This window comes from Thioalkalivibrio sp. ALJ2, from assembly GCF_000378325.1.
In the GTDB taxonomy this organism is placed as follows: domain Bacteria; phylum Pseudomonadota; class Gammaproteobacteria; order Ectothiorhodospirales; family Ectothiorhodospiraceae; genus Thioalkalivibrio.
Map to the genome: position 1 here is coordinate 121,502 of NZ_KB899556.1, position 22,329 is coordinate 143,830.

Sequence of the window (22,329 nt, forward strand, 5' to 3'; positions counted from 1 at the left end):
ACACGCGGGGGTGGAACGTCTGTGCGTCGCCGAACAGACGCCAGCCAGGTGGTCTGCTTACGCTCGGGTGTTGATTGGCAATGTCGCCGATCAGCGACTGGAGGAGGACGGGGAATGAACTGGGACATCGTTAAAGGAAACTGGAAGCAGTTCAAGGGGAAGGTCAAGGCGCGCTGGGGGAAGCTGACGGACGACGAACTCGACGCCGTGGCTGGCAAGCGGGAAGAGTTGGCAGGCCGCATTCAGGAACGCTATGGCGTGACGAAGGACGAAGCGGAGCAGCAGCTGGCAGAGTTCGAGAAGAAGATCGACCGGGACGAACACTGAGCGAAGCGGCCCGCTGGCGACGCCCCGGGACTGATGCGTTCCGGGACTAGTACTGTGGCGTCGTCGGTTCATCGAGGAGGCGGGCGTATTCTCGAGATACGACCCCGTAGCACTCGCAGCTGTGCTGCTCGAGCCCCGGACGGTCGAGAATGACCAGGCGACCTCGGTGGTAGGTGATCAAGCCCGACTTTTGTAACCGCCCGGCGGCCTCGGTGACGCCTTCTCGGCGAACCCCCAGCATGCTCGCGATGAGTTCATGGGTCATTTTGAGTTCGCGATGTGGTGAGCGATCGTCGCTCAGCAACAGCCAGCGGCAGAGCTGCTGCTCCACCGAGTGGTGTCGATTGCAGGCGGAGGTCTGTGCGATTTGCGTGAACAAGGCCTGCGTGTAGCGAAGCATCAGGCGTTGCAGTTCGCCTGTGCGCGAGAAGGCCTCGCTGATGATGGCGCTGCGGATTCGATAGGCGTGCCCGGCCATGCGTACCGAGGCCCGGGTGGGGGTCGTGTAGCCGCCCATCAACAGCGAGATCCCGACCAGTCCCTCCCGTCCGGCCACCGCGATCTCGCCACACTTGCCGTCTTCCATTACACACATCAAGGCGATGATGGCTTCGGTGGGGAAGTAGACGTAGTGGGTCTCCGACGGGCCCTCGTAAAGGCTGGTGCCGAGTGGCAATAGCACCGGATTCAGGTGTGGCTGGAGATGCTTGTATTCACTGTCCGGCAGGGCCGCGAGCAGTCCATTGTCGAGGGGCGTTCGCCCGGTCGGTCGGGTTAAGGGCACCGGTGCGTCCGTTTGTTGGTCGGGAGCGTTCGACGGTCGGAAAGATTCGGATAATTAATAGTTTAAGGATAGTCCTTCGCGGTGGGCTAAACCCCGTATCCCCGACTGAAATCTTCCAGACTGGCGGACCATTTTCGCGTTAAGGCAGTTGGCGTAGCGACGCCCAACGTTCTGCACTGGCCAGGCCGGCGTAGCGGAAGACCGAGCCCGAGGGAAGAGCAATCCCTCGGGCCGGGTAGTGCGAGCCCTAGTCGCGTTCGTACTCGGGCGCTTCCTTCAGGGTGTCTTCATCCATATCGATGTACAGCTTGACCTCGTCGCCTTCGGTCGTGCGGTCGATCCGGTCCCAGGCGATTGCGATCTCCTTTTCGCCCATACCCAGGACACCGCCGGTGCCGACTACGACGGCGATGATCCGACCGTCCTGATCGATGACGAGGTCATTGATCTCGCCGACTTCCTCGTCGTCAGTCCGGCTGTGGACCTTCTTGTCCATCAGATCGGAGGCATGCAGTCCCTGCGCCGGCATACGGTCGATATGGGGGGCATCATGGCGCTCGTCGGCATCACGCTCTTCCATTGCGTTGCGGTCATTGCCGTTCAGTTCGTGTTCGCCCGCCATGGCGGTGCTCATGCCAAAGGCGAGAACGGGGATCATCGCGGCGGCGAATTTGAGTGAGGTGAGTTTCTTCATGATTCCGCTCCTTGAAGGGGTCGGCGTTAACGCCGGCGGTCAGTGTCAAGCTCATCGTTCGGGCACTCGACCCGCACGATGTATACGCGTCCCCGATCATGTGGCTGGCTGCAATGTCGGTCTGTACGGCGGCCCACAAATCGAGGCAATAACGGCCAGGAGTGCGATGAACGCTGGTTTTTCGCCAGGATGATTCGTGACTGGCCCGACCAGACGCGGTGTGACCCGCAGGTTGTTTCGCCGACGGGGTGCTAGGCTCAGCAGAAGGGCCGGCACGCAAGCGCCAGTCGATCCGAGGGATGCCGATGACGCTCGTCCAGAACCGTGGCTTTCGCAGCCAAGGCTTGCGGCTTGGCTTCGGGGGGCTGTTGTGGCTGTTCCTCTCCGTCCCCGTCTGCGCCAGCCCGCCGCCTTCGTCTCACGCCGGGGTCTTGCTGCAGGACAGTGATATCCAGGCTCGCCAGGCCCCCTGGCGGTTATCGGGGTCCGGTGGACCGGAGGAACGGTGGGGCAGGGAATTGTTTCCGGCCCAGGCGGCCCGGAATTCGTCGGACCGGGCGGATGATCAGAGCGCCAGCCGCGGTGGGGTCAACCGGGACAGACCAAACCTGCCGCGCCGGCAGGCGGTACGCGTCGCAGTCGACCACGCATGGTGGTACCGGATTGCGCTGATCGCAGGCGCTACCTTGCTCCTGGTTAGCCTGCTCCTGCTGCATTACGTGCGGGTCAGTCGCCGTTTGCGTCAGGAGGCCGCTCTGCGCAAGGAGGTCGAGGCAACACTGCGCCAGCAGCAGGAGGAATTGGTGCGTCTGGCCAATACGGACGCCTTGACCGGGGTTTGGAACCGCCAGAAGTTCAAGACCGAGGCGGAACACGAGGTGGCTCGTGCGGAGCGTTACAACCTGCCGCTTTCGTTGATTTTTCTCGATCTCGACTACTTCAAGGAGGTCAACGATCGCTACGGTCACGCGATGGGGGATGCCATCCTGCGGGAGATGTGCCAGCGGTTGCAGGCGTGCCTGCGCGACTCGGACCGTCTCGGCCGGTGGGGCGGCGAGGAGTTCCTGATCCTCGTGCCGCACGCCGACTCGGACCGTGCAGCGTTGCTGGCGGAAAAACTCCGCCAGGCCATTGCGGACCCACCGGCGGCCCATGGCCAGCCGATGTCGATCAGCCTGGGGGTGGTGTCTCGCGAACCCGGAGATTCCCTGGAAGATCTCGTGCGCAAGGCCGATGCGGCGCTCTATCGCGCCAAGGCGCGTGGCCGAAATCGTGTCGAGGTCCACCGCGCGGAGGGCCCCCCAGACGCTTTGTGAGTCAGGTGGCCGTTAGTGGCTCCACGCGTAGCTCCACGCGGCGGTTCAGGGCGCGCCCATGTGACGTTTCATTCTCGGCGATGGGGCGGTCCGGTCCGTAGCCGATCGCAATGATGCGCGCCTCTCCGACGCCATTGTCGTGCAGGTGACGACCGACCGACAGGGCCCGTTGTTCCGACAGGTGCTGGTTGTAACCGCGTGCGCCCGCAGAGTCGGTATGTCCGGCGATCGTCACCAGGCTGGCGTCGTACTCCTCGAGCACCTGCCCCAGGGCATCGAGGGTGGGTATCATGTCCGGGTGAATCTCCGCGCTGTTGGTCTCGAAGGCCTTGGCGCCCGGAAATATCAGGGTGATGATTCGCCCCTCGCGTTCCATTTGCACATCGTATCCCGAAAGTTCCTGGCGCAACCGTGCGGTCAGCACGTCCATATAGAAGCCCACCCGATCCAGGGCGACGGATTCGTGCCCCTCGTCCAGCAGGTGCTGACGACGTGCGTTGACGGCGTCGTCATCGCGCGCCAGATAAACCGCGTTCCGGCTCGTCCCGTAAGCATCGTCCTGATGGGGGGTATCCCGGGCTTGTTCGCCGTTGGCGGCTGCATCTGGTGAACGTTCTCCCTGAGTGGGCATGGCGTTACACCCGGTCAACAACAGTGCCGCGACGATGGCGGCAAGTGTGTTGTGGCGAATAATGGCGTTCACTTCGAGTCCCCGGCTTGTTGGCACCAATCACGGAATGCGCGCGCCGAGAGGGGGCGGCTGAAGCGATAGCCTTGCCCGAATCCGACCCCTTGCTGGCGCAGCCACTCGACCTGATGCCCGGACTCGATGCCTTCGGCGACGATGTTCAGCTTCAGCGAGCGTGCCATCACGATGATATGGCTAATGATGTTGCTGGTCACCGCTTCGTGGCCAATGGCATCGGCAAATGTTTTGTCAATCTTGAGGGTGTCCAGTTCGAAGCTCTCGAGATAGGCCAGGCTGGAGTAGCCGGTGCCAAAATCGTCAATCGCGATGCGATGGCCGCGCGCGCGCAAATCCTGGATTCTCCTGCGAACGTCATCCGTGTTGAGCAGCGAGCGCTCGGTGATCTCGAGCTTGATTGCGTGGGCCGGAACCTTGGCCTGTTCAAGCTCGCGCTGGAGGGCTTCGCTAAAGCGGGTGGAGGCCAGATCCTGTCCGGTGATGTTCAGGTTGATCGGGCAATCCGGCCGGTCGCGGAGCTGTGGCCCCAGCTCGTGGAGGACACAGCGCAGGATCGCGAGGGTCAAGTCGGTCCCCTGTTCGGTATCTTCGGCCAGAGGCACGAAGACATCCGGGCCAATAGTTTCCCGGTTATCGCGCCGCCAACGCGCCAGGGCCTCGGCACCCTGACAGCTGCCTGTTTCCAGGTCGACGATGGGCTGGAACACCACCTGCAGCTGGTCATGCGCAATCGCCTCGCGCAGCTCCTGAGCCAGGCTGAGCTGGTGGCGGAAGTACCGCAGGATCAGAAACAGCCACAAACCAACGAGTAACAGGCCAAAGGCCCCGGCCCCGGCCAGCGTGGGGAGGTAGCGCTGCCAGAATTGCGCCATCGGCTGCACGGCGATGATGTCGATCGGCAGGATAGTATCGAGCGACGAGCGGCTGACCAGCCGTTGTTCGGCGTGATCCACCGTGAGCCCGGGTTCGAATAACTCGGGATCCGGGACATCGGCCCCCGGGGGATGGGTGATCATGGGCATGGATTCGACCCAGAGCCCGACTTCCTGGTCCTCCAGCAGGCCTGGGTTTACCAGCAGGCGCGGGTCGATGGCCACGTCGTGCTGGCCATAGCGCATCAGGAAGAGCTCTACGCCGCCGATCGCCGTCGTGGGGCCGGGCCACCAGGCCACCAGTCCGCTGTCGTAGATGCGGCTGGCCTGGGGGGGAGTGAGGGCATCGCCCTGGACAAAACCGGCGCCGCATTCGCGTTCCACTGCCCGCCAGTAACCGACGGCGCGAATATGCGGCCGCGAAATCGCGGCTTCCTGCAACTGGTTCAGGTGCTGCGGCGAGCAGGGGGTCACATCGAGGGCATTGAGCTCGTCGAGCAGGTCGCGCGCGTCGAGGATCGCCTGCTCGGTTTGCTGGCCGAGCTTTTGTGCGAGTTCGTCCAGACGCTGTTCCTCCGCGACCACGGACCCTTGCCAGAGATACCAGCCCAGGAGAAACAGCGGCAGCAGGAGCCCCAGGACGGTTACGCCAAAGACGGCAAACAGCAGCTTGTCGCGCCGTGTAGCCATGGCGTTCCATCCTCCGTAAGTCCCGAATAGACGGGATTTCAAGAGTGTAGCATGGGGTTATTGGGATCCTGCCGCATCCGGGAGGACGGTGAGAAGGATGGCCACACCGTGAGGAATCACGATGAACGAAAAGGTCACTGTGAGGGAAAAATCAGGGTCATCACTGAGCCAGCACGAAGGGGTGTCGGTGGCCTGCGACTGTTGCTCCTGCGAGGCGGAGCCCTATTGGTGGGAGGTTGCCGCGGAAATGGGGATCGATCCGCAGTCGGACAAGCCGGACCGGGCGGCAAGTGCCGCCCGGCCGGGAGGTGATTACTCGACCTCGACGGAGCCTTCGGCCCCACCTTCGGCGCCGGCTTCGGCACCGCCGTCGTCGCCTTCGGCTTCACCGCCAGCACCGGCCCCGGCACCTGCATCGGCGCCCATGCCGCCACGGGCATCGTCGTCCTGACGGACGTCACCGCTGGCGCCGGCATCGCCGCTCGCGCCAGCACCACCCTCGGCACCCGGGGCCTGGCCTTCGGCCGCCGCACCGCCGGCGGTCCCGCCACTGGCTTCGCCGCCCATTTCGGAGCCGCCGGCGGCTCCACCGCTGGCTTCGGCACCGGTCTCGGCAGCACCTTCGGCTGCCGCACCCAGGTTTTGCGCCTGCGCGGTGGCGAGTCCACCCAGCGCGAACATCGAGGCGAGGGCAAAGGCAATTGCAGTCTTGCGATAGCTATACATCAGTACAACCTCCTGTTTCGGATTGAGGAACGGTCATTCCGTGCCTCGCGACCGACCGATCGGCCATCGGCTCGTGTCGGTCTGCGTGTACAGGTCTAGCTCCCCCGGGCAGGGGGACGAAAGGGAATGGACGGGAAGGTGCGAACGCCTTCACTGCGCCGAGGGGAGGAATCGAACCTCGGTCAAACTATTTCCCGGTATGGTCAGTCGGTCGCGCTGGATTCGCAATGGCCAACGGAGCCTGCCGCACAGATGCGCCCATCGATCCAGATGGCGCGGTCCAGCCGAGCCCCTTCCAGCCGGGCGTCGGTCAGATCGGCGCCGGAAAGGTCGGCGTGGCGCAGATCCGCATCTTCCAGGCGGGTGCTCCGGAGTCGAGCGCTCCGCAGGTCGGCACCAGTTAATTGGGCGCGTGAGAGATCGGCCCCGTCCAGGCGGGCTCGGTCGAGGTTTGCGTAGCGCAAATCGGCATCCGCGAGTTGCGCGCGCTCCAGCCGTGCGGCGCTCAGGCGGGTGTCATACAGGCTGGCACCGGCCAGGTCAGCTCCGCGCAGCGCAGCCCCGGACTTGTTGCAGTAGTTCCAGTTCACCGAGGGTCCGGGTGGCGCATCGCAATCCGGTGCCGGCGTGATTTCCTGTTGCTGTGCGAACCAGACCAGCAGGCCCGTGGCAAGGAAAAGCGCAACGCCAGACAGGATCCAGGGGCGCGGACCCTGCACCCATTGGCGCCAGGGAAATGGCGTACGGTCGAGCAGGGCGGCCCATAGCTGGCGATGGTTCAACGTCTCCAGGTTCTCGGGACAGCGGCGGTCGCCCTTGCGCTGGTCGCGGTAGAACGAATCCGAGGCATGCGAACGACGTTCCCGCAGGCGTTCGTCCTCGCGCAGCCGGGCGCGCTCGAGGCGTTCCTTGCCACCGGGGGTGTTGGCCAGACGCACTTCCTCGGGAATCAGGTGGGGCCGTTCGGCGATCCGTACCCAGAATTCCCGGTCCTGACTGATCTCGTCCTGTTCGGTCAGGCGCCCAAGGATGAGGAACCGGCCGATCTGGCGAGCCGGGTAGGGCCCGCAGACGCCATCCGGGCGGCGCAGAAACCAGCGCTCGTGGCGCACGGCCTCGGACGAGGAGGGGGGCGGGTCCGTCGCCTCGCGGGTTGTTTCCGATGGATCGGAAGGCTGCGTGGTCACTGGCGGGTCCCCTGATCACGCGTGACGGCGTCGCCGGGTCGCCAGTCCTTCAGGTGCTGGCGCAGCTCGGCGGCGCTTGGCTGGGCAGCCTCCAGGATCAGGTGAATGCGGTTGAAATGGAGCAGTTGCGCGCCACCGGTATCGGGTGCCAGATAAAGGTCCGGTTGTTCGCGCCGGATCATTTCGCGGATCAGCGATTTCTGCATGATGCTGAAGGTCTTGAACAGGAGGTCGGTCAGCCCGGGGAGTGGCTGGTTGGCGACGTTCCATGCGCCGGATACGTCGACCGCGATCACGATATCGACCTTGTCCCGGAGGAGGTCGTATGGCAATGGATTGGAGGCCCCGCCGTCGATCAGTAACCGGCCGTCGTCCGACGGTACGGGTGCGAACAGGCCGGGCACCGCCATGCTGGCCGCAATCGCCGGAAAGAGCTCACCTTCCTGGAGCGTGACCGTCTGGCTGGTCCAGTAGTCGGTCGCTACCACCGTCAGCGGGATGCGCAGTTCGTCGAAGCTGCGGGTCGGGGTGTGCGTTGCGAGAAAGCGCAGGAAGGTATCGGCGTCCAGCAGGGCGTTGCGGCCCAGGCGCAGGGGGATCAGTTCGAACAGCTCGAGATCGGATCGGGCCAGGCGCGAGAGGGCGTCCATCTCTGAACCGGCGAAGTCGTCAAAGATGTCGAGGATCTCCTCCGCGCTGAGGCCGGCGGCATACAGGCCGCCGATGATCGCGCCAATACTGGTCCCCGCGATATAGTCCGGCTGCAGGCCGAGCTCATCGAAGGCCTGCAGTATCGCGATGTGGGCCAGGCCACCCGCACCGCCGGAGCCCAGGGCCAGACCAATGGTGGGACGCGTATCGCTCGTTGGTTCCGCGTCGCCGGCGTTCGCCGGCATGGCCACCCACGTCAGCAGCAGCGTCAGGGCCAGCAGCAGGAGCGGGCCAGGACGCGTCTTCGAGATGCGACGCTGGAGGGGCTTGATCGCGAACACGCGGATGCTCCGGCAGATACTGTTCGCAGTATAGCGGTCGGTGTCGCATGGCGCGGCTTGCTACCCTGAATGTCCTGCACATCCACCCGCATGGCAGATGAATCCGCAACCAACCCCCAATCTCGGTGTGTCGCAGTGTTTGCTCGGCGAACCCGTTCGCTACGACGGTGGACATCGGCGGGAGGCCTTTGTGGTCGAACGGCTGGCACGCCATGTCACCTGGGTACCCGTCTGTCCGGAGGCGGTGCTGGGCACGCCGCGCGAGCCGATGCACCTGGTTCGTGAAGGCGGACGCCTGGCGCTGCGCGGGAACGAAACGGGTGGGGACTGCACAGGCCCCGTCCAGGACTTTGTTCAAGACCGTGTGCCAGTCCTCGCGGCGGCCGGACTGGATGGCTACATATTCAAGGCACGATCACCCAGTTGCGGGCTGCAGGTTCGGGTGGCGAACGAGGCCGAGCCCGCTGCGGGCCTGTTCGCCACCGCACTGACCGATGCGCTACCCGACCTGCCCGTCGTCGAGGAGGCCGGGCTGGCCGGTCCGGATGCTCGCGAGGCCTTTCTCGAGCGCATCTTTGCGCATGCGCGGGTTCGCGAGCTGTTTGCCGCGCGGTGGACCCTGGGAGACCTCATGCGTTTCCATACGCGCGAGAAGATGCTGCTGCTCGCCCATGACCGGGTCGGCTACGATCAGTTGGGGCGTTTTGTTGCACAAGCCGCTGGGCAGCCGCGGGACGAGGTCGCGCCGGGATACACGCGGCGGTTTATGGGGGTGCTGGCAAGACCCGTGTCGGTCGGCCAACATGTGAATGTGCTGCAGCATATGGCCGGGCACTTTCGCGATCGCCTGGACCCATCCCGCTCGACGGCCCTGCATGAAGCGATCGACGCCTGCCGCCGCGGCGAGTGTCCGCCACGGCATGTCTACGCGCGAATCCGTGCCCTGGCAGAAGAGCTGGATGTCCAGTGGGTGCGCGAGCAAAGCATCCTCAACCCGTTTCCCCAGGAACTCCTGACCGAAGACATTCATGACTGACGTCGCTGCAACCCCGATCATCGTTCGCCTGGCCCCGGAGATTCATCTGAAGTCGCCCAGCACCCGGCGCCATTTCACGCGGGTCCTGCGGCGGAACCTCAAGCGGGCTCTGATCGGCATCCCGCATGATCTGCGTACCCAGCAGGGCCGGCTGGTGCTCTATACACCGAAGCCCGAGGCGGGCCAGTCGATCCTGCGCAAGGCCTTCGGGGTCAGCACCTTTTCGCCGGTCGAGGCGGTGCTCAAAGAGGTCTCGGTGGAACGCCTTTGCGAGGTCGTGGGCGCCCGTTTCACGGAGGCGGTGCGCGGGCGCCGGTATGCCGTTCGCTGCAAGCGCCATGGCCGCAAGGATATCTCGGCGACCGAGGTCGAGCGCCGGGTGGGTGCGGTCCTGGATGGGCCCGGTCGCGTCGACCTGGACAACCCCGAGGTCGTCGTCCGGATCGATCTCGACCGCGAACAGGCCTGGATTTACTCCAGGCGCGAGCAGGGGGGTGGGGGATTGCCCCTGGGCGTGCAGGGGCGCGCCATGGTCCTGATCTCGGGCGGGTTCGATTCGGCAGTGGCGGCCTGGTACATCATGCGCCGCGGGACCGCCGTGGATTTCGTATTCTGCAACGTTGGTGGGTCCGTGCACGAGGAGATGGTGCTCGCGGTCTGTCGCCGTCTGGTCAGCGACTGGGGCGCGGGCATTCGCCCCAGGATGTTCAGTGTCGACTTTTCCGGCGTGGTCGACGACCTGCGCGCGAAGGTGCCCGGCGATGCCTGGCAGATCGTGCTGAAACGGCTGATGTATCGGGCCGCCGAGCCGATCGCGCGTGAGCGTGGCGCGGAGGCGCTGGTGACCGGCGAGGCGCTCAGTCAGGTCTCGTCTCAGACCCTGTCCAACCTGGAAACCATCGATGCGGTAACCGATCTGCCTGTATTGCGGCCACTGATCGGCTTCGACAAGACCGAGATCATGAACCGTGCGCGCGCGATCGGCACGTTCGAGGTGTGCGAGAAGGTCCCCGAGTTTTGCGCAATCGCGAATCAGCGGCCGATGGTGACCAGCAAGCGCGCACACATCGAAAGGCTGGAAGCCGCGCTCAGTGACGGCTGCCTGGACCGCGCCGTTGCCGAGGCCCGGATGCATGACCTGGGGGCGCCGGCCCCATCCGCGGATCGCACGAGCCCGCTTCTGGTCGAGCATATCCCCGCGGCGGCGGAGATCATCGATTGTCAGCCGCCCGATCTGTATCGGCACTGGCACCTGCCGGGCGCGGTGAATCACCCGGCCGATGAACTCGTGGCGTGCTTCGAGCAGTTCCCGCGCGACCGCGCGTACGTGCTCTACTGTTTTCGTGGTACGCAGTCCGCGGTACTGGCCGAGCGCATGCGTGCTGCGGGCTATGATGCGCGGGCCTTCGCGGGCGATGTGAGCAGGCTTCGCCGGCAGTGGGACAGGCAGCCCGTGACTGAGGTGGATGCCTGAGCGCTCTCGTCAGTGGTCTGTTGGAGTGACGAGGACACGCCCGCGGATCTGACCGGCCAGCAGCGCCTCCGCGCGCTCCGGGAGCTGTGACAGGCCGATCTCTTCCGCCAGGCACCGCTTGAGCGTCTCCGGCGAGAGGAGGCGGCCGATCCGTTGCCAGACCCGTTCGCGGTCGGTCGCGGGATATTGCACAGAATCGATGCCCTGCAGCCGAATGCCGCGCAGCAGGAACGGGATGACTGTGGTCGTCAGCCCCGCCCCGCCCGCGAGTCCGCAGGCGGCGACGACGCCGCGGGCCTGGGTCTCGGCGAGTGCATGGGCCAGGGTATCGCCACCCACGCTGTCGATCACGCCCGCCCAGCGTTCGGAAAGCAGCGGGCGGTCGGGCCGCTCGGCAAGCTCGCCTCGGGGCACGATCGACCGGGCGCCCAGGGCCTCCAGGTGCCTGGCGTTTTCCGGCCGGCCGGTGGCGGCCACAACGCGATAGCCCAGCGCGGCAAGGAGTGCGATCGCCAGATTGCCCACGCCGCCGGACGCGCCCGTGACCAGGATCTCTCCGGTCCCGGGGGTGATCTCGCCGTGTTCCAGGGCCTCGATCGCCAGCATGGCGGTAAACCCGGCCGTGCCCACGATCATCGCGCCACGCGCATCCAGCGTGTCCGGCATCGGGGTCAGCCAGTCCCCGTGGACTCGGGCGTATTCCGCGAAGCCGCCCCAGTAGCGTTCGCCGACGTGCCAGCCGGTCAGCAGGACGTGATCCCCGGGTCGGTAGCGGGCATCGCTGGATTCCGTCACGGTGCCCGCCAGGTCGATGCCCGGCACATGGGGATACTCCCGCACCAGGCGACCCAGTCCGTTGAGGATCATTGCATCCTTGTAGTTCAGCCCCGAGTGTTCAACGGCGACCAGTATTTCCCCTGCCGGGAGGTCGGCCGGGTTCAGGGTGGATACCTCGGCGATCGGTCGAGGATCGCCCTCTTGCAGCAGCAATGCGTTGAATGTGTCGTTTTGGGCCATGGGGGGAACGTAATCGAGGTTTGACGATGTGTGGTTGCGCTACGGGGAAAGCAGGCCGGCGCGGAACAACTCGTCGTAGGTCGTCAGGCCGCGTTCGGCCTTGTCCATGCCGTCATCAAGGAGCATGCGCTGGCCCTTGTCGGCCAGGCGCTGGCGCAGGCCCCTGTCGTCGTGGTGGTCGAGGATGGCCGCGCTGTCGGACTCGTCCAGGTGCCAGACCTCGAAGATGCCGATGCGGCCGTAGTAGCCCAGATTGTTGCAGACGGAACAGCCGCGCGCGGCCCAGACCGTCTCGGGGGTCTCGCGACCGCCGATGCCGAGCCACTTTTGCTCTCGGTCGTTCGGTGCCCGGCGCTCGTGGCAATGCGGGCAAAGACGTCGCACGAGCCGCTGTGCGATCACAAGCTCGAGTGTCGGTGCGATCTCGAAGTCTTCAAGGCCCATGTTGCGCAGGGAGGCGACGGTACCGACTGCATCACGACTGTGCAGGGTGGCCATCAGGGAACGCCCGCTGGTGGCGATGTTGATCGCGCCGCGGGCGGATGGCCCGTCGCGGACCTCGCCGACCAGTACGTAATCCGGGTCGAGTCGAAGCAGGGTCTGGGTGCCTTGCTCGAAGTCGAGTCCCTGGTCGGTATTGATCTGGATCTGGTTCACGCCCGGGATGGCGTACTCGACCGGGTCCTCGAGCGTGATGATCTGCTGCGATGTCTGGCCGATTTCGTGCAGCAGGGCGTACAGGGTCGTGGTCTTGCCGCTGCCGGTGGGGCCGGTCACCAGCAGTACGCCACCGGCTGTCTGCGTCCATTGGCGAATGGCCTCGACCTCCTGTTCCGGAAGACCCAGGTCGCTCAGGTCCTGGAAGGCATCGGGCTCGGCCAGGATGCGCACGGACAGCTTGTCGCCATTGACGCAGGGTACGGTTGTAACGCGCAGATCCAGGTGCCCTGTGTCCTCGCCGCGCCAGGCGAAGCTGCCTTCCGCGGAGTTCAGGGTGGGCATTGGGTCGAGACTGGCCAGCGTCTTGAGCTGATTGGACAGCAGTTCGCCGAGGCCGGACTCGAGTGTCGTGGCGTCGACCATCAGGCCATCGATGCGCAGCCGAATGCGGTAGCCGTGAGGTTCGGGGTCGAGATGGATGTCGGAGGCGCGTACGGCGACGGCGTCCTCGATCAGGGCATGGGCCTCGAGCCGGCCTTCTGCGTGCTCGTCCTCGTTGAGGTACTCGCGCAGGCCGGGGACCAGATGGGGTTTCAGTGCACGCCCGTCACCGGGCGTTGGTCGGAGCGATTCCGGCATTCAGCCCCCGGTGAAAGGATTGGGGATGTCGCGATACCGGTCGAAACCGGCAAAAGCTACCGCTGCGGGCGTTCGCGCAGGTCGCTCGCGGAACGGGTGACCTGTGCCTCGCGGTCCAGCATGATCAGGGCCTGCGTCTCCTCAGTCTCCTCGCTGACCATCTGGTCACCCTCGACCCCGGGCGGCGGGCTTTGAGGCCGCATTTCCATGACCTGCGCGAGGGTGGGCAGCTCAACCTTCGAGACCAGCTCGGCAGTGGCGTCCTGGGCCTGCGGATTCTGCATCGTCAGCACGAAGCCGGTCGCGAGCACGAGCAGCGACAGGATAAATGGGTGCTGTTGTTGGGCCGTATGCAGCGGACGGGTATCGAACATCGATGCAGCCTGGGTAAGGGACTTGATCCATGGACAATACCCGCGGGAGCGGGTTCCTTCAAGCAACCATGTTCCGGCCGCGAGTGCGCGTCTCAGGCCACTCGGCGGCAGACCAGAAAGACCTCGCCGACGTCTTCTGTGGGGATCATGCCCGGATAGAGCTGGAGCGTCTTCTGACGCTTCAGGGCCAGCGGCATAAAGTAGCGGTTGTAGTAATGCATGGCCGTATCGCGGTGATGCTGCAGGAACCACATGCCCAGACGGGTGAGGAGTGACGAGCGGGGCTTCATGCCGAAGACGCCGCTCTGATCGATGGTAAGACCATGGCGTTCCAGCAACGCGAACAGGCTGTTGGGCGTGTAGCGGCGGTAGTGACCCACGATTTCGTCGAAGCGGGTCCAGTACTCCGGATGGAGGGGCGTCGAGAGCAGGATGCGCGCCCCCGGGGCGGCGACACGCGTCAGTTCGCGCATGGCCTGCTCGTCATCCTCGACGTGCTCGATGATGTCGAGCGCAGAGATCAGGTCGAAGCGGCCGTCTTCGTAGGGCAGGTCGCTGATGACCGCAGATTCCGTGTGACCGCCTTCGGCGCGCAGCGTGCGCAGGGCGGGCTCGCTGATGTCGGCGAAGTGGGTACCGGCGATGGGCAGCCGCGGCCGCATGCCGGGCCCGACCTCAAGGCGCTCGCAGCCGTCGCGATTGAGTCGGCAGACCAGCGGCCAGGTATTGAACTGGTCGGGCGACACCAGTTGCGAGTCTTTCCACAAGTCATTGTAGAAACGGCGATTGGTGTCGAGCAGCCGATCGTGATCGGCGGTATGCGGGGAGGCAGGATCAGACAAGCAGATTTCCGGGGTGCGAATATGTGAAGAGTATAGGGATTCTGTGACGCTCCATGGCGGAGACCGGGGGGCGCATGTGGGAAGCTGTGAACGGCGTCCGGGTTCCGCCCACGCAAGGGAGCGCTTACCTGGGGCGATGTCGATCAGCCGAAATGTTGTTCCGTGGATTCCTGTGACCGCGTGGGGACCGACACCACGCAGTTCCGCCCTTGGGCCTTGGCGTTATAGACGGCCTCGTCGGCCGCGCGGAACAGGTCGTTGATTTCTACATCACTTCCGGGTTCCCGGCTGGTTACGCCGAAGGACGCGGTGAGCGGCAGGCCCGCCGGGCGCAGGTCCTGGATCCGCTGGCGCAGGTCCTCGGCACGGGTATGGGCATCGAACAGGTCGTTGCCTGGCATCAGGATCAGCAGTTCCTCGCCGCCGAAGCGGACAGGGACCTCGCCGGGCGCGGCCACGGCGCGCAGGAGTTCGCCAATGGCCGCGAGGACTTTGTCGCCGACCAAGTGACCGTGACGGTCATTGATGTCCTTGAAGTGGTCGAGATCCATCAGGATCAGGGCCAGCGGTTGTTCCCGGCTGCAGGGCTCATCGAAGAAACGGCTGGCGAACTCGGTTAGTGCATTGCGATTGCTCAGACCGGTCAGTGGATCAACCATTGCCATTTCGTAGTGCTTCTGACGCTGAAGGCGGACCTCTTCCATCAGGCGTTTGTTGTTCAGCAGGTTGCACAGGCGCGTCCGAAGTTCACCCCCTTGGAAAGGTTTGGTGATGAAGTCATTGACGCCAAGGCGAAATAGCTCCGCGCGTTGGTGCTGATCGTCCAGGCCAGACATGGCGACGATCGGCATCTCGGTCATGTCCGGGCATTGCTGACGGATGCGCCCCACAAGCCCCATCCCGCTCAGCTCGCCCTCAACCAGGATGTCGCTCAGGACCAGGTCGAACTGCGAGGGATCGAAGGCCGCGAGGGCGTCGGAGGCACTGGCGTAGTGCACGATATCGATGCCCATCGGCTCCAGGGCGCGGCGCAGGTAGCGTGCGGCGGTGGGGCTGTCCTCCACAAACAGAATCCGTCCGCTGTGGAGGTTCTCCAGCGGCTGCGCGTACCGTTCGGCCTGCTGGAACAGTTCCCCAATGTTGGTTCGGTCGTGGACATCGGTCGCGCCCGCGGCGAAGGCGCGTTCGCGAATGCGCATATCGGGGTTGGACGTAAGGAGGATCAGTGGCAGCCCGCGGCCGTAACGCTTCTTGCGCGCCGCGCGGCAGAATTCCAGGCCATCCATGTCGGGCAGGCTTAGCGAAACGCAGGCCAGCTCTGCGCGGAAGATGTCCAGGCGTGCGAGCCCCTCGGCGCCGGTGCCGGCCATGCTGGCTTCGTGTCCGGCGGTGCCCACCATGCGGCTCCAAAGGGCCCGGAACACGCGCGAGCGATCGACGACCAGGATCCTCATGATCCCGGCTCCTGTGGGCGATCCTGCCGTGGCCCCCTGTGCCCGTGCATGTCCTTGCTCCCATTCCGTCCGGAAACCGCAGCGTCCGTGCTGCCGCTCCGTATAGTGCGCGTTGCCAGCGTTTGCAACAACTGCGGTACTTCGGCTGTGTTGCCGGGGCATGAATGGAGCGTGGGTCGCCTGACTGCATAAGCCAACCCACGGTACAGTTCCGTCATGACAGGAGACGACGCTGGCAAGGCACCGGGAGCGCGCGATTATCCCCAATGGGATGCCTGCGCCTGTGCGGCAGCCGTGCGTGACGGGGAGGTCGCGCCCGGGTCTCTGCTGCGGTGCGCGCTGGAGCGCCTGGATGCGGTGAACCCCGTGCTCAATGCGGTTTGCATCGATGCCCGATCGCGTGCCAATGCGCGAATCGACGAGGGCGTTAAGGGACCATTCGCCGGGGTCCCGTACCTGGTCAAGGACCTCCTGCAGGACGTCCAGGGGCTTCCCTCGACCCTGGGCAGTCGGTCCTGCCGCCAGGTCATTGCGCCGGCCAGTGCTGACACCGTCCACCGAGCCGAAGAGGCAGGGTTGGTGATTCTGGGCAAGACCGCGACGCCGGAATTCGGGCTCAAGGGGGTTACGGAGTCCGCGCTCTGGGGCCCGACGCGAAACCCGTGGGATATCGATCGCTCGCCCGGTGGTTCCAGCGGCGGGGCGGCGGCGGCCGTGGCGGCCGGGATCGTGCCCATGGCCGGTGCCAACGACGGGGCCGGGTCGATTCGCATACCGGCCTCGTACTGCGGGTTATTCGGACTGAAGCCTTCGCGCGGCCGGGTGCCGGGGACGCCGCTGGTGGGCGAGGCCTGGGAGGGCGCGGTGAGCGAGGGGGTGCTTTCGCGCAGCGTGCGCGATAGTGCCCGGATGCTCGATGTGCTGTCCTCAGGACACAGTGCTTCCGTGCCCTTTCGGGTGGAGCCACCTCCGGCAAGCTTTGAGGAACTCGCCCGACGCGAGCCGGGAGGCCTGCGGATCGGCTGGAACGTCGATTCGCCCGTGGGCGGACGGGTCGATCGCGACTGTGTGGAGGCGGTGGAGCGGGCCGGCGCTTTACTGGAATCCCAGGGGCACGTCGTCGAACGGGTAACGGACTGGCCGGTGGACGGCCGGCATGTGGCGCGGTCTGTACTGGCGTTGTTGTACGGGCAGGTGGCGGCATTCGTGGCGCGGGCGCGCGAACGGGGTGCGCGCTGGGACGAGTTCGAACTGGATACCCGCACGCTGGCACGGCTGGGGCGGGCTTTGACCGCGGGGGAATACGCTCGCGCTCGGCAGGGCTGGAATCGCGTGAGTCTGGCGCTGGCGACGCTGTTCGAACGCTATGACCTCCTGCTGCTACCGACCGTGGCGATGCCGCCGCCGCGGATCGGCGAGCTGGAGCCGGCTCCGCTGGTCCGCGCCCTGCAGCGGTTTGCCCTGTACCTGCCGGTGGGCCGCTGGATGCTGAACAGCCGGTTTCTGGAGCGGATGACCTTCGAGAACCTGGAGCGCACCCCGTTTACCCTGGCCGCCAATCTGGCCGGAATCCCCGCGATGTCGGTGCCGCTGCACTGGGATCGGGATGGACTCCCCGTGGGCGTGCAGTTCATGGCGCCCTGGGGCGAAGAGGGACGGCTGCTCTCACTGGCGACCCAGCTGGAGGCCGCGCAGCCCTGGTTTGACCGGGTGCCGCCACCCCTGCCGGACACCCGCCAGGGCTGAATGAAGGAAAGGTCCTGGTCGCCGTTTGCGGTCAGGCGATGTTGCGGCGCCAGTCCGTGATTTCGTCGTTCAGGTGCTGGCGGGCGGGATCGTCCAGGAAGGCGGCTTCGACCGCGTTGCGGGCGAGTTGCTCCAGGTCGTCGAGCGACAGGCTTAGCGCTTCGGTCGTTGCGCGGAAGTTTTCGCCGATGTAGCCGCCGAAGTAGGCGGGGTCGTCGGAGTTGATGGTGACCCGCAGCCCGGCAGCGAGCAGGCGCTTGAGGTTGTGGTCCTCGAGCTGGTCGAACACGCAGAGCTTGATGTTCGACAGCGGGCAGACGGTCAGCGGGATCTGTTCCTTCGCAAGCCGTTGCAGTAGGGCGGGGTCCTGTTCGGCCTGCACGCCATGGTCGATGCGATCGACTTGCAGCAGGTCCAGGGCCTGGTGGATGTATTCGGGCGGGCCCTCCTCGCCGGCGTGGGCGACGACACGGAAGCCGGCCTCGCGCACGCGATCGAAGACGGCCCGGAATTTCTCCGGCGGGTTGCCCTGTTCGGCCGAGTCCAGGCCGAACGCCGCAATGCGGTCGCGGTAGGGCAGGGCCGCCTCGAAGGTCTCCATCGCGGCCTCGGCGCTCAGGTGGCGCAGAAAGCACAGGATCAGGCGACTGGAGATGCCCAGCTCGCGTTCGCCGTCGCCCAGGGCGCGGGTGAGGCCGTCGATCACCGTCGCGAACGCCACGCCGCGTTCGGTATGCGTCTGGGGGTCGAAGAAGATCTCGGTGTGGCGTACGTGATCCTGCTGGCAGCGCTGCAGATAGGCCCAGGTCAGGTCGTAGAAGTCCTGCTCGGTCAGCAGGACGCAGGCCCCCGCGTAATAGATGTCCAGAAACGACTGCAGATCCTGGAACTGGTAGGCCGCGCGCACCTCGTCGATCGAGGCATAGGGCAGTTCCACGTTGTTGCGCTCGGCCAGCCGGAACAGGAGTTCCGGTTCCAGGGCGCCCTCGATGTGCAGGTGCAGCTCTACCTTGGGGAGGCGGGCGATGGCGTCTTGCATGGTGGCGGCCTGTGGTTTCGTGCGTGGGCGAGGAATGGTAACGGCTTGTTCTGGATCGCGCTTGATGGGCCGCGATTACGGGTCGATACGCGTCTCGCTGGCGCCGCCGTGCTCGATCCAGCCACGGATCATGCGTGGGGTGGTCGTGCCGGCCGCACAGCGCCCCTCGCGGTCGATCACGATCGCCCCGCCGTAGCCGTCCAGTCGCTCGCGCAGCCGTCGCAGGCTCGCGGTGAGGGCCTCGGCGGCACCGAGGCCCAGCAGCTCGATATGGTCGGCCAGGTCCTTGGCGAAGACACTGCGTAGAAAATGCTCGCCGAGGCCGGTCGCCGAGATGGCGGCGGTGTGATCGTCGGCGTAGACGCCCGCACCCGCGATGGGCGAGTCCCCGACGCGGCCGGGGCGTTGGCCATTCATGCCGCCTGTGGAGGTTGCCGCGGCCAGGTGGCCGTGCTGATCGCGGGCGACCGCGCCGATGGTCCCCGGGGCGGGCTCGTCATGGTCCAGCGTGACTGTGCCGCGTCGCAGTGTTCGTTCCAGTTGCTCCCGCCGTTGCGCCGTGATCAGTCGGCTTTCGTCGATCAGGGGCAGCCCGGCCTGCCGAGCAAAGCTTGCGGCACCCTCCGCAACCAGCAGCACATGCGCGCCGTCCTCCAGGATTGCGCGGGCCAGGCGGATGGGATTGGCGATCCCGCGAACGGCGCCCGCAGCCCCCACACCGAGGGTTTCACCTTCCATGATCGCGGCGTCCAGCTCGACCGTGCCCTCGCGGGTCAGCGCGGCTCCGATGCCGGCGTTGAATAGCGGGTCGTCCTCAAGCAGTGCCGCGCAGTATTCAACAGTATCGAGTGCCCGCTCGCCGCGGGCCAGGCTCTCGCGGCCGGCCTCCAGTACCCGCAGCATCGCGGCGTGGTACTGCTCGGCAACCAGCGGGTCCTGCGCCTCGCGGATGCGCCCGGCACCGCCGTGGATCATCAGCGAGAAGGATTTCGAGGCCATCAGCGGTCCTGCACCTGGCCACGGATGAACAGGATGTCGCTGTGGCTGCCCGGGACAAAGCGGCTCTGGGCGATCGCGATCTCGCCCGCCGCGTTGACCGCCATCCGCCGTTTCAGCTGCCCCTGAAGCCCGCCGCTGTAGGGCCGGTCGACGGTGCCCGGGACGGGCTCGACGGGCGCGAACGCCAGGGTGTCCAGCGTGGCGTGGGTAAACGCCAGACCGTACGGGCGATCGGTCGGGTGTTGATAGCGCTGCCAGACGAGATAGAGCCGGTCGGCGGAGCGCGCCAGCGTGGGGAAGCCGCCCGGCCAGTCACCCGCGTCGAGCTCATTCGCCGGGCCGAACTCCAGGGTGTCGGCATCGGCCTGGGTGATGTGCAGTCTGCGGTGGTAGGGCTGGCGGTAGTCCTCCAGGTCGTTCGCAGGGATGGCCCCGAACGCCAGATGCACGGTACCTCCGTCATCCACTACTAGCGAAGGGGCGTCGGCATGACCTGGCGTTTCAACCGCCGTCGCAGGTGCGGAAAAGCCTTCGCCCAGTTCATCCGAGGTCGCGATGCGGATGTCGGCATACGGGCTGTCACCCTCCGACCAGGCGAGCAGGATCCGTCCCGAGGGGGCCTGAGCCAGACTCGGTGCGCGGGCCGGTTTGTAGGCCCCTTGGTTGATTGTTTCGGGTTCGGCGAAGCTCTCGCCGTTGTCGGACGAGTAGGAAACGCGCAACGGGCCCTGGTATTCGGTCCAGGCCGCGACGACCTGACCCTCGGCGGCCAGCAGCAGGTCCAGGCTGCCATTGTCCCAGCGATGGGCGGTGATGCGTCCCTTGCCGGCACCGTCCCGCGAGTTGGACAGATTCTGATGATCCTCGAAGGAGCGTCCCCCGTCCCGGGAGCGGGCATAGAGGATCTCCCCGCCGTGGTCGCCCCCGGTAAACAGGATCTCCTGCCAGAGCAGGTGAACGGTGAATGCGTCCTCGTCATCCGGTGTCGGCTCGATCGCGACGCGCGGCAGCCAGGAGAAGGTGTCCGGTTCCCCGCCGATACGGGTGGGCTCATCCAGGACGGCCTGGCCGTCGCGGTCGTAGCGTTGCAGCAAGATCGCCTGTTCTACCTGGTCAACCCAGACGACCACCACCTCGCCATGATCGTTGATCGCCACCGAGGCATCGTCCACATAGCGAAACTCGGAGGCATTCATGCGCCAGGGGCCTCGGTAGGCCTCGCCGCGGGCGACTTCGCCGGGATCCTGCCAGACAATCCGGTTCTGGGCTTCGTGGTCCGCCAGTGGCGGTGTGGGCGCAATAGCGAAAGCTAGGCCGGCCACGAGGCCAATGGCCGGCCGGGCGTGTGCGTGTGCGGTACGAGCCATGCGACCTCCTGGGATGAAATCCGGGCCGGTTACGTGCGGCTGCGCTTTATGGGACCACCGGGTGCCGGGAAGGATTCACGTCTATCCCCCAAGGGGAGACAACAGTTCCTGGACGAAACGGCCGAACAGCGCTGGTTCCAGCAGGAGCATGAAGCTTACGCCCCAGGCACCGCCCCACAGGTGGGCGCTGTGGTTCACATTGTCGCGAGCCTGGCGCTGCGCCCAGAAGGAATAGGCCACATAAGCCGCCGCAAAAACGATCGCCGGCATCGGGATGAAGAACACGAACAGCATCGACCAGGGCTGCAGCAGGATATAGGCGAACAGAACGGCCGAGACCGCTCCCGAGGCGCCCAGGCTGCGGTAGAAGCGGTTGTCCCGATGGCGCAGGTGGGTGGGCAGGATCGCCAGCACGATGCCGGCCAGATAGAACGCCACAAAGCCCAGTACGCCGATCTCCGGGACCAGCACGCGCTCCATGGCCATCCCGAAGAAGAACAGCGTGATCATGTTGAACGCGAGATGGGTGCCGTCCGCGTGAATGAACCCGTGGGTGATCAGCCGCCAGTATTCCCCGCGGGCCACCGCCGGTGGCCAGTAGATCATCCGTTCCATCACGCGCGGTCGCTGCCAGGCCCAGACGGAGGTCGCCACGGTACCCGCGATGATGAACAGCGTGATGTAAAAGTCCTGTTCCATTGATGATCGGCCACGGTCGGGGGGCCGATTTTTCTGATGGGTTCGGCCCTGGATATTGAAAAGTTCGCTCGACTTCCTACGTATCGGGGTAGGAGCCCTGAATGCAAGTGCGTACGACACACGATACGAGGAGGTGACCGCATGGACCTGCAAAAGCTCAAGCCGTGGAACTGGTTCAAGCGCGAGGAACAGGAACAGCCCGAGGTCCTGCCCGCGCGGCGCGACGAAGCCACGGGCGACCCGCTGCTGCGGATGCACCAGGAGATGGACCGGATGTTCGAGCAGTTCTTCGGTCGTGCCCGGGGCGGTGCCCTCGCGGGGCGTACCGGCCCACTGTGGCTGAAGCCCAGCGTGGACATCGCCGAGGGACGCAAGGCCTACCGGATCTCGGTGGAGGTGCCCGGGATCGCGGAGGAGGAGATCGACCTCTCGATCGATGGCGACGACCTGATCGTCTCGGGCGAAAAGCGCCAGGAACACGAAGAGGACGAGGAAGGCTACCACCGGATCGAGCGCAGTTACGGGCGGTTTCGCCGGGTCTTGAGCCTGCCCGGCGACGCCGACACGGACGGCATATCCGCCCGCTTCAAGAACGGGGTGCTGGATGTCCATGTCCCCCGTCGCAAGGATGGCGAGCGCCCCGGGGTGCGGCGAATCGAGATTGGACGTTAGCGTTGCATGGGGGAACC

General features: G+C 65.6%; 22 protein-coding genes. 6 read left to right on the forward strand and 16 right to left on the reverse strand.

Annotated elements, in window-relative coordinates:
* The first annotated feature begins 114 nt into the window (after positions 1-114).
* Positions 115-327, forward strand: a complete 213-nt coding sequence (locus F468_RS0107825; protein WP_018139301.1) for a CsbD family protein — start codon at positions 115-117, stop codon at positions 325-327.
* Positions 328-373: 46 nt separating this feature from the next.
* On the opposite strand, the gene F468_RS0107830 is transcribed toward F468_RS0107825, so the two are convergent.
* Both F468_RS0107830 and F468_RS0107835 read right to left on the reverse strand, forming a co-directional pair.
* Complete coding sequence (locus F468_RS0107830; RefSeq protein ID WP_018139302.1) at positions 374-1,111, reverse strand: Crp/Fnr family transcriptional regulator; 738 nt, start codon at positions 1,109-1,111, stop codon at positions 374-376.
* Between the two features lie 247 nt (positions 1,112-1,358).
* The gene (locus tag F468_RS0107835) at positions 1,359-1,805 is read right to left on the reverse strand and encodes a PRC-barrel domain-containing protein (protein WP_018994909.1); all 447 of its coding nucleotides are present in this window, start codon (positions 1,803-1,805) and stop codon (positions 1,359-1,361) included.
* Between the two features lie 518 nt (positions 1,806-2,323).
* Between F468_RS0107835 and F468_RS0107840 the strand changes: the two genes are divergently transcribed.
* Positions 2,324-3,121 (forward strand): GGDEF domain-containing protein, encoded by a 798-nt coding sequence (locus tag F468_RS0107840; protein WP_018993834.1) that lies wholly within the window; start codon positions 2,324-2,326, stop codon positions 3,119-3,121.
* A gap of 1 nt (position 3,122) precedes the next feature.
* Here F468_RS0107840 and F468_RS0107845 read toward each other — a convergent pair whose 3' ends face one another.
* The 5 genes from F468_RS0107845 to F468_RS0107865 all read right to left on the reverse strand — a co-directional run bounded on the left by F468_RS0107845 (position 3,123) and on the right by F468_RS0107865 (position 8,294).
* Complete coding sequence (locus tag F468_RS0107845) at positions 3,123-3,824, reverse strand: OmpA family protein (RefSeq protein WP_018993835.1); 702 nt, start codon at positions 3,822-3,824, stop codon at positions 3,123-3,125.
* Positions 3,821-5,389: an EAL domain-containing protein gene (locus tag F468_RS0107850; RefSeq protein WP_018139306.1), complete on the reverse strand. Its 1,569-nt coding sequence runs from the start codon at positions 5,387-5,389 to the stop codon at positions 3,821-3,823. Before F468_RS0107850 ends, F468_RS0107845 begins: the two co-directional genes overlap by 4 nt.
* Positions 5,390-5,701: 312 nt before the next feature.
* Positions 5,702-6,115, reverse strand: coding sequence for a hypothetical protein (locus F468_RS0107855; protein ID WP_018139307.1), 414 nt, complete (start codon positions 6,113-6,115; stop codon positions 5,702-5,704).
* Positions 6,116-6,318: 203 nt separating this feature from the next.
* Positions 6,319-7,302, reverse strand: a complete 984-nt coding sequence (locus F468_RS0107860; RefSeq protein ID WP_018174204.1) for a pentapeptide repeat-containing protein — start codon at positions 7,300-7,302, stop codon at positions 6,319-6,321.
* Positions 7,299-8,294, reverse strand: coding sequence for a patatin-like phospholipase family protein (locus tag F468_RS0107865; RefSeq protein ID WP_018174205.1), 996 nt, complete (start codon positions 8,292-8,294; stop codon positions 7,299-7,301). The genes F468_RS0107860 and F468_RS0107865 overlap by 4 nt, the downstream gene beginning before the upstream one ends.
* A 97-nt stretch (positions 8,295-8,391) precedes the next feature.
* Here F468_RS0107865 and F468_RS0107870 point away from each other — a divergent pair, with 97 nt between their 5' ends.
* Both F468_RS0107870 and thiI read left to right on the forward strand, forming a co-directional pair.
* Positions 8,392-9,330, forward strand: a complete 939-nt coding sequence (locus tag F468_RS0107870; protein ID WP_018862897.1) for a DUF523 and DUF1722 domain-containing protein — start codon at positions 8,392-8,394, stop codon at positions 9,328-9,330.
* Positions 9,323-10,804: a tRNA uracil 4-sulfurtransferase ThiI gene (gene thiI, locus F468_RS0107875; protein ID WP_018139311.1), complete on the forward strand. Its 1,482-nt coding sequence runs from the start codon at positions 9,323-9,325 to the stop codon at positions 10,802-10,804. Before F468_RS0107870 ends, thiI begins: the two co-directional genes overlap by 8 nt.
* A 9-nt stretch (positions 10,805-10,813) precedes the next feature.
* On the opposite strand, the gene F468_RS0107880 is transcribed toward thiI, so the two are convergent.
* The 5 genes from F468_RS0107880 to F468_RS0107900 all read right to left on the reverse strand — a co-directional run bounded on the left by F468_RS0107880 (position 10,814) and on the right by F468_RS0107900 (position 15,790).
* Positions 10,814-11,821 (reverse strand): MDR family oxidoreductase, encoded by a 1,008-nt coding sequence (locus F468_RS0107880; protein ID WP_018994910.1) that lies wholly within the window; start codon positions 11,819-11,821, stop codon positions 10,814-10,816.
* Between the two features lie 39 nt (positions 11,822-11,860).
* Positions 11,861-13,120, reverse strand: coding sequence for a GspE/PulE family protein (locus F468_RS0107885; RefSeq protein ID WP_018139313.1), 1,260 nt, complete (start codon positions 13,118-13,120; stop codon positions 11,861-11,863).
* Positions 13,121-13,176: 56 nt separating this feature from the next.
* The gene (locus tag F468_RS0107890) at positions 13,177-13,494 is read right to left on the reverse strand and encodes a hypothetical protein (protein WP_012982770.1); all 318 of its coding nucleotides are present in this window, start codon (positions 13,492-13,494) and stop codon (positions 13,177-13,179) included.
* A 92-nt stretch (positions 13,495-13,586) separates the two neighbouring features.
* The gene (locus F468_RS0107895) at positions 13,587-14,336 is read right to left on the reverse strand and encodes a bifunctional 2-polyprenyl-6-hydroxyphenol methylase/3-demethylubiquinol 3-O-methyltransferase UbiG (protein ID WP_018649471.1); all 750 of its coding nucleotides are present in this window, start codon (positions 14,334-14,336) and stop codon (positions 13,587-13,589) included.
* A gap of 143 nt (positions 14,337-14,479) precedes the next feature.
* A complete protein-coding gene (locus F468_RS0107900) occupies positions 14,480-15,790 on the reverse strand; it encodes a diguanylate cyclase (protein WP_018994911.1) in 1,311 nt (436 codons plus the stop codon).
* 216 nt (positions 15,791-16,006) lie between these two features.
* On the opposite strand from F468_RS0107900, the gene F468_RS0107905 reads away from it, so the two are divergent.
* Positions 16,007-17,536, forward strand: coding sequence for an amidase (locus F468_RS0107905; protein ID WP_051080570.1), 1,530 nt, complete (start codon positions 16,007-16,009; stop codon positions 17,534-17,536).
* 31 nt (positions 17,537-17,567) lie between these two features.
* On the opposite strand, the gene F468_RS0107910 is transcribed toward F468_RS0107905, so the two are convergent.
* From F468_RS0107910 to F468_RS0107925, 4 genes are all read right to left on the reverse strand, one after another.
* The gene (locus tag F468_RS0107910; RefSeq protein ID WP_018994913.1) at positions 17,568-18,575 is read right to left on the reverse strand and encodes an adenosine deaminase; all 1,008 of its coding nucleotides are present in this window, start codon (positions 18,573-18,575) and stop codon (positions 17,568-17,570) included.
* Between the two features lie 75 nt (positions 18,576-18,650).
* A complete protein-coding gene (locus F468_RS0107915; RefSeq protein ID WP_018994914.1) occupies positions 18,651-19,574 on the reverse strand; it encodes an isoaspartyl peptidase/L-asparaginase family protein in 924 nt (307 codons plus the stop codon).
* Entirely contained in the window at positions 19,574-20,941 is a 1,368-nt protein-coding gene (locus F468_RS0107920) for a sialidase family protein (protein ID WP_018994915.1), read from the reverse strand. Before F468_RS0107920 ends, F468_RS0107915 begins: the two co-directional genes overlap by 1 nt.
* An 81-nt stretch (positions 20,942-21,022) precedes the next feature.
* Positions 21,023-21,640: a rhomboid family intramembrane serine protease gene (locus F468_RS0107925; protein ID WP_018139320.1), complete on the reverse strand. Its 618-nt coding sequence runs from the start codon at positions 21,638-21,640 to the stop codon at positions 21,023-21,025.
* Positions 21,641-21,781: 141 nt separating this feature from the next.
* Between F468_RS0107925 and F468_RS0107930 the strand changes: the two genes are divergently transcribed.
* Positions 21,782-22,312: an Hsp20/alpha crystallin family protein gene (locus F468_RS0107930; RefSeq protein WP_018139321.1), complete on the forward strand. Its 531-nt coding sequence runs from the start codon at positions 21,782-21,784 to the stop codon at positions 22,310-22,312.
* The last annotated feature ends 17 nt before the right edge of the window (positions 22,313-22,329 follow it).

What these genes read in the sequence shown, in the direction of transcription:
- F468_RS0107825 (WP_018139301.1), top strand. Translation starts at nt 115, where the DNA reads ATGAACTGGGACATCGTTAAAGGAAACTGGAAGCAGTTCAAGGGGAAG.
- F468_RS0107900 (WP_018994911.1), bottom strand. Translation starts at nt 15,790, where the DNA reads ATGAGGATCCTGGTCGTCGATCGCTCGCGCGTGTTCCGGGCCCTTTGG.
- F468_RS0107870 (WP_018862897.1), top strand. Translation starts at nt 8,392, where the DNA reads ATGAATCCGCAACCAACCCCCAATCTCGGTGTGTCGCAGTGTTTGCTC.
- thiI (WP_018139311.1), top strand. Translation starts at nt 9,323, where the DNA reads ATGACTGACGTCGCTGCAACCCCGATCATCGTTCGCCTGGCCCCGGAG.
- F468_RS0107850 (WP_018139306.1), bottom strand. Translation starts at nt 5,389, where the DNA reads ATGGCTACACGGCGCGACAAGCTGCTGTTTGCCGTCTTTGGCGTAACC.
- F468_RS0107920 (WP_018994915.1), bottom strand. Translation starts at nt 20,941, where the DNA reads ATGGCTCGTACCGCACACGCACACGCCCGGCCGGCCATTGGCCTCGTG.
- F468_RS0107855 (WP_018139307.1), bottom strand. Translation starts at nt 6,115, where the DNA reads ATGTATAGCTATCGCAAGACTGCAATTGCCTTTGCCCTCGCCTCGATG.
- F468_RS0107890 (WP_012982770.1), bottom strand. Translation starts at nt 13,494, where the DNA reads ATGTTCGATACCCGTCCGCTGCATACGGCCCAACAACAGCACCCATTT.
- F468_RS0107910 (WP_018994913.1), bottom strand. Translation starts at nt 18,575, where the DNA reads ATGCAAGACGCCATCGCCCGCCTCCCCAAGGTAGAGCTGCACCTGCAC.
- F468_RS0107880 (WP_018994910.1), bottom strand. Translation starts at nt 11,821, where the DNA reads ATGGCCCAAAACGACACATTCAACGCATTGCTGCTGCAAGAGGGCGAT.
- F468_RS0107925 (WP_018139320.1), bottom strand. Translation starts at nt 21,640, where the DNA reads ATGGAACAGGACTTTTACATCACGCTGTTCATCATCGCGGGTACCGTG.
- F468_RS0107915 (WP_018994914.1), bottom strand. Translation starts at nt 19,574, where the DNA reads ATGGCCTCGAAATCCTTCTCGCTGATGATCCACGGCGGTGCCGGGCGC.
- F468_RS0107905 (WP_051080570.1), top strand. Translation starts at nt 16,007, where the DNA reads ATGACAGGAGACGACGCTGGCAAGGCACCGGGAGCGCGCGATTATCCC.
- F468_RS0107885 (WP_018139313.1), bottom strand. Translation starts at nt 13,120, where the DNA reads ATGCCGGAATCGCTCCGACCAACGCCCGGTGACGGGCGTGCACTGAAA.
- F468_RS0107835 (WP_018994909.1), bottom strand. Translation starts at nt 1,805, where the DNA reads ATGAAGAAACTCACCTCACTCAAATTCGCCGCCGCGATGATCCCCGTT.
- F468_RS0107930 (WP_018139321.1), top strand. Translation starts at nt 21,782, where the DNA reads ATGGACCTGCAAAAGCTCAAGCCGTGGAACTGGTTCAAGCGCGAGGAA.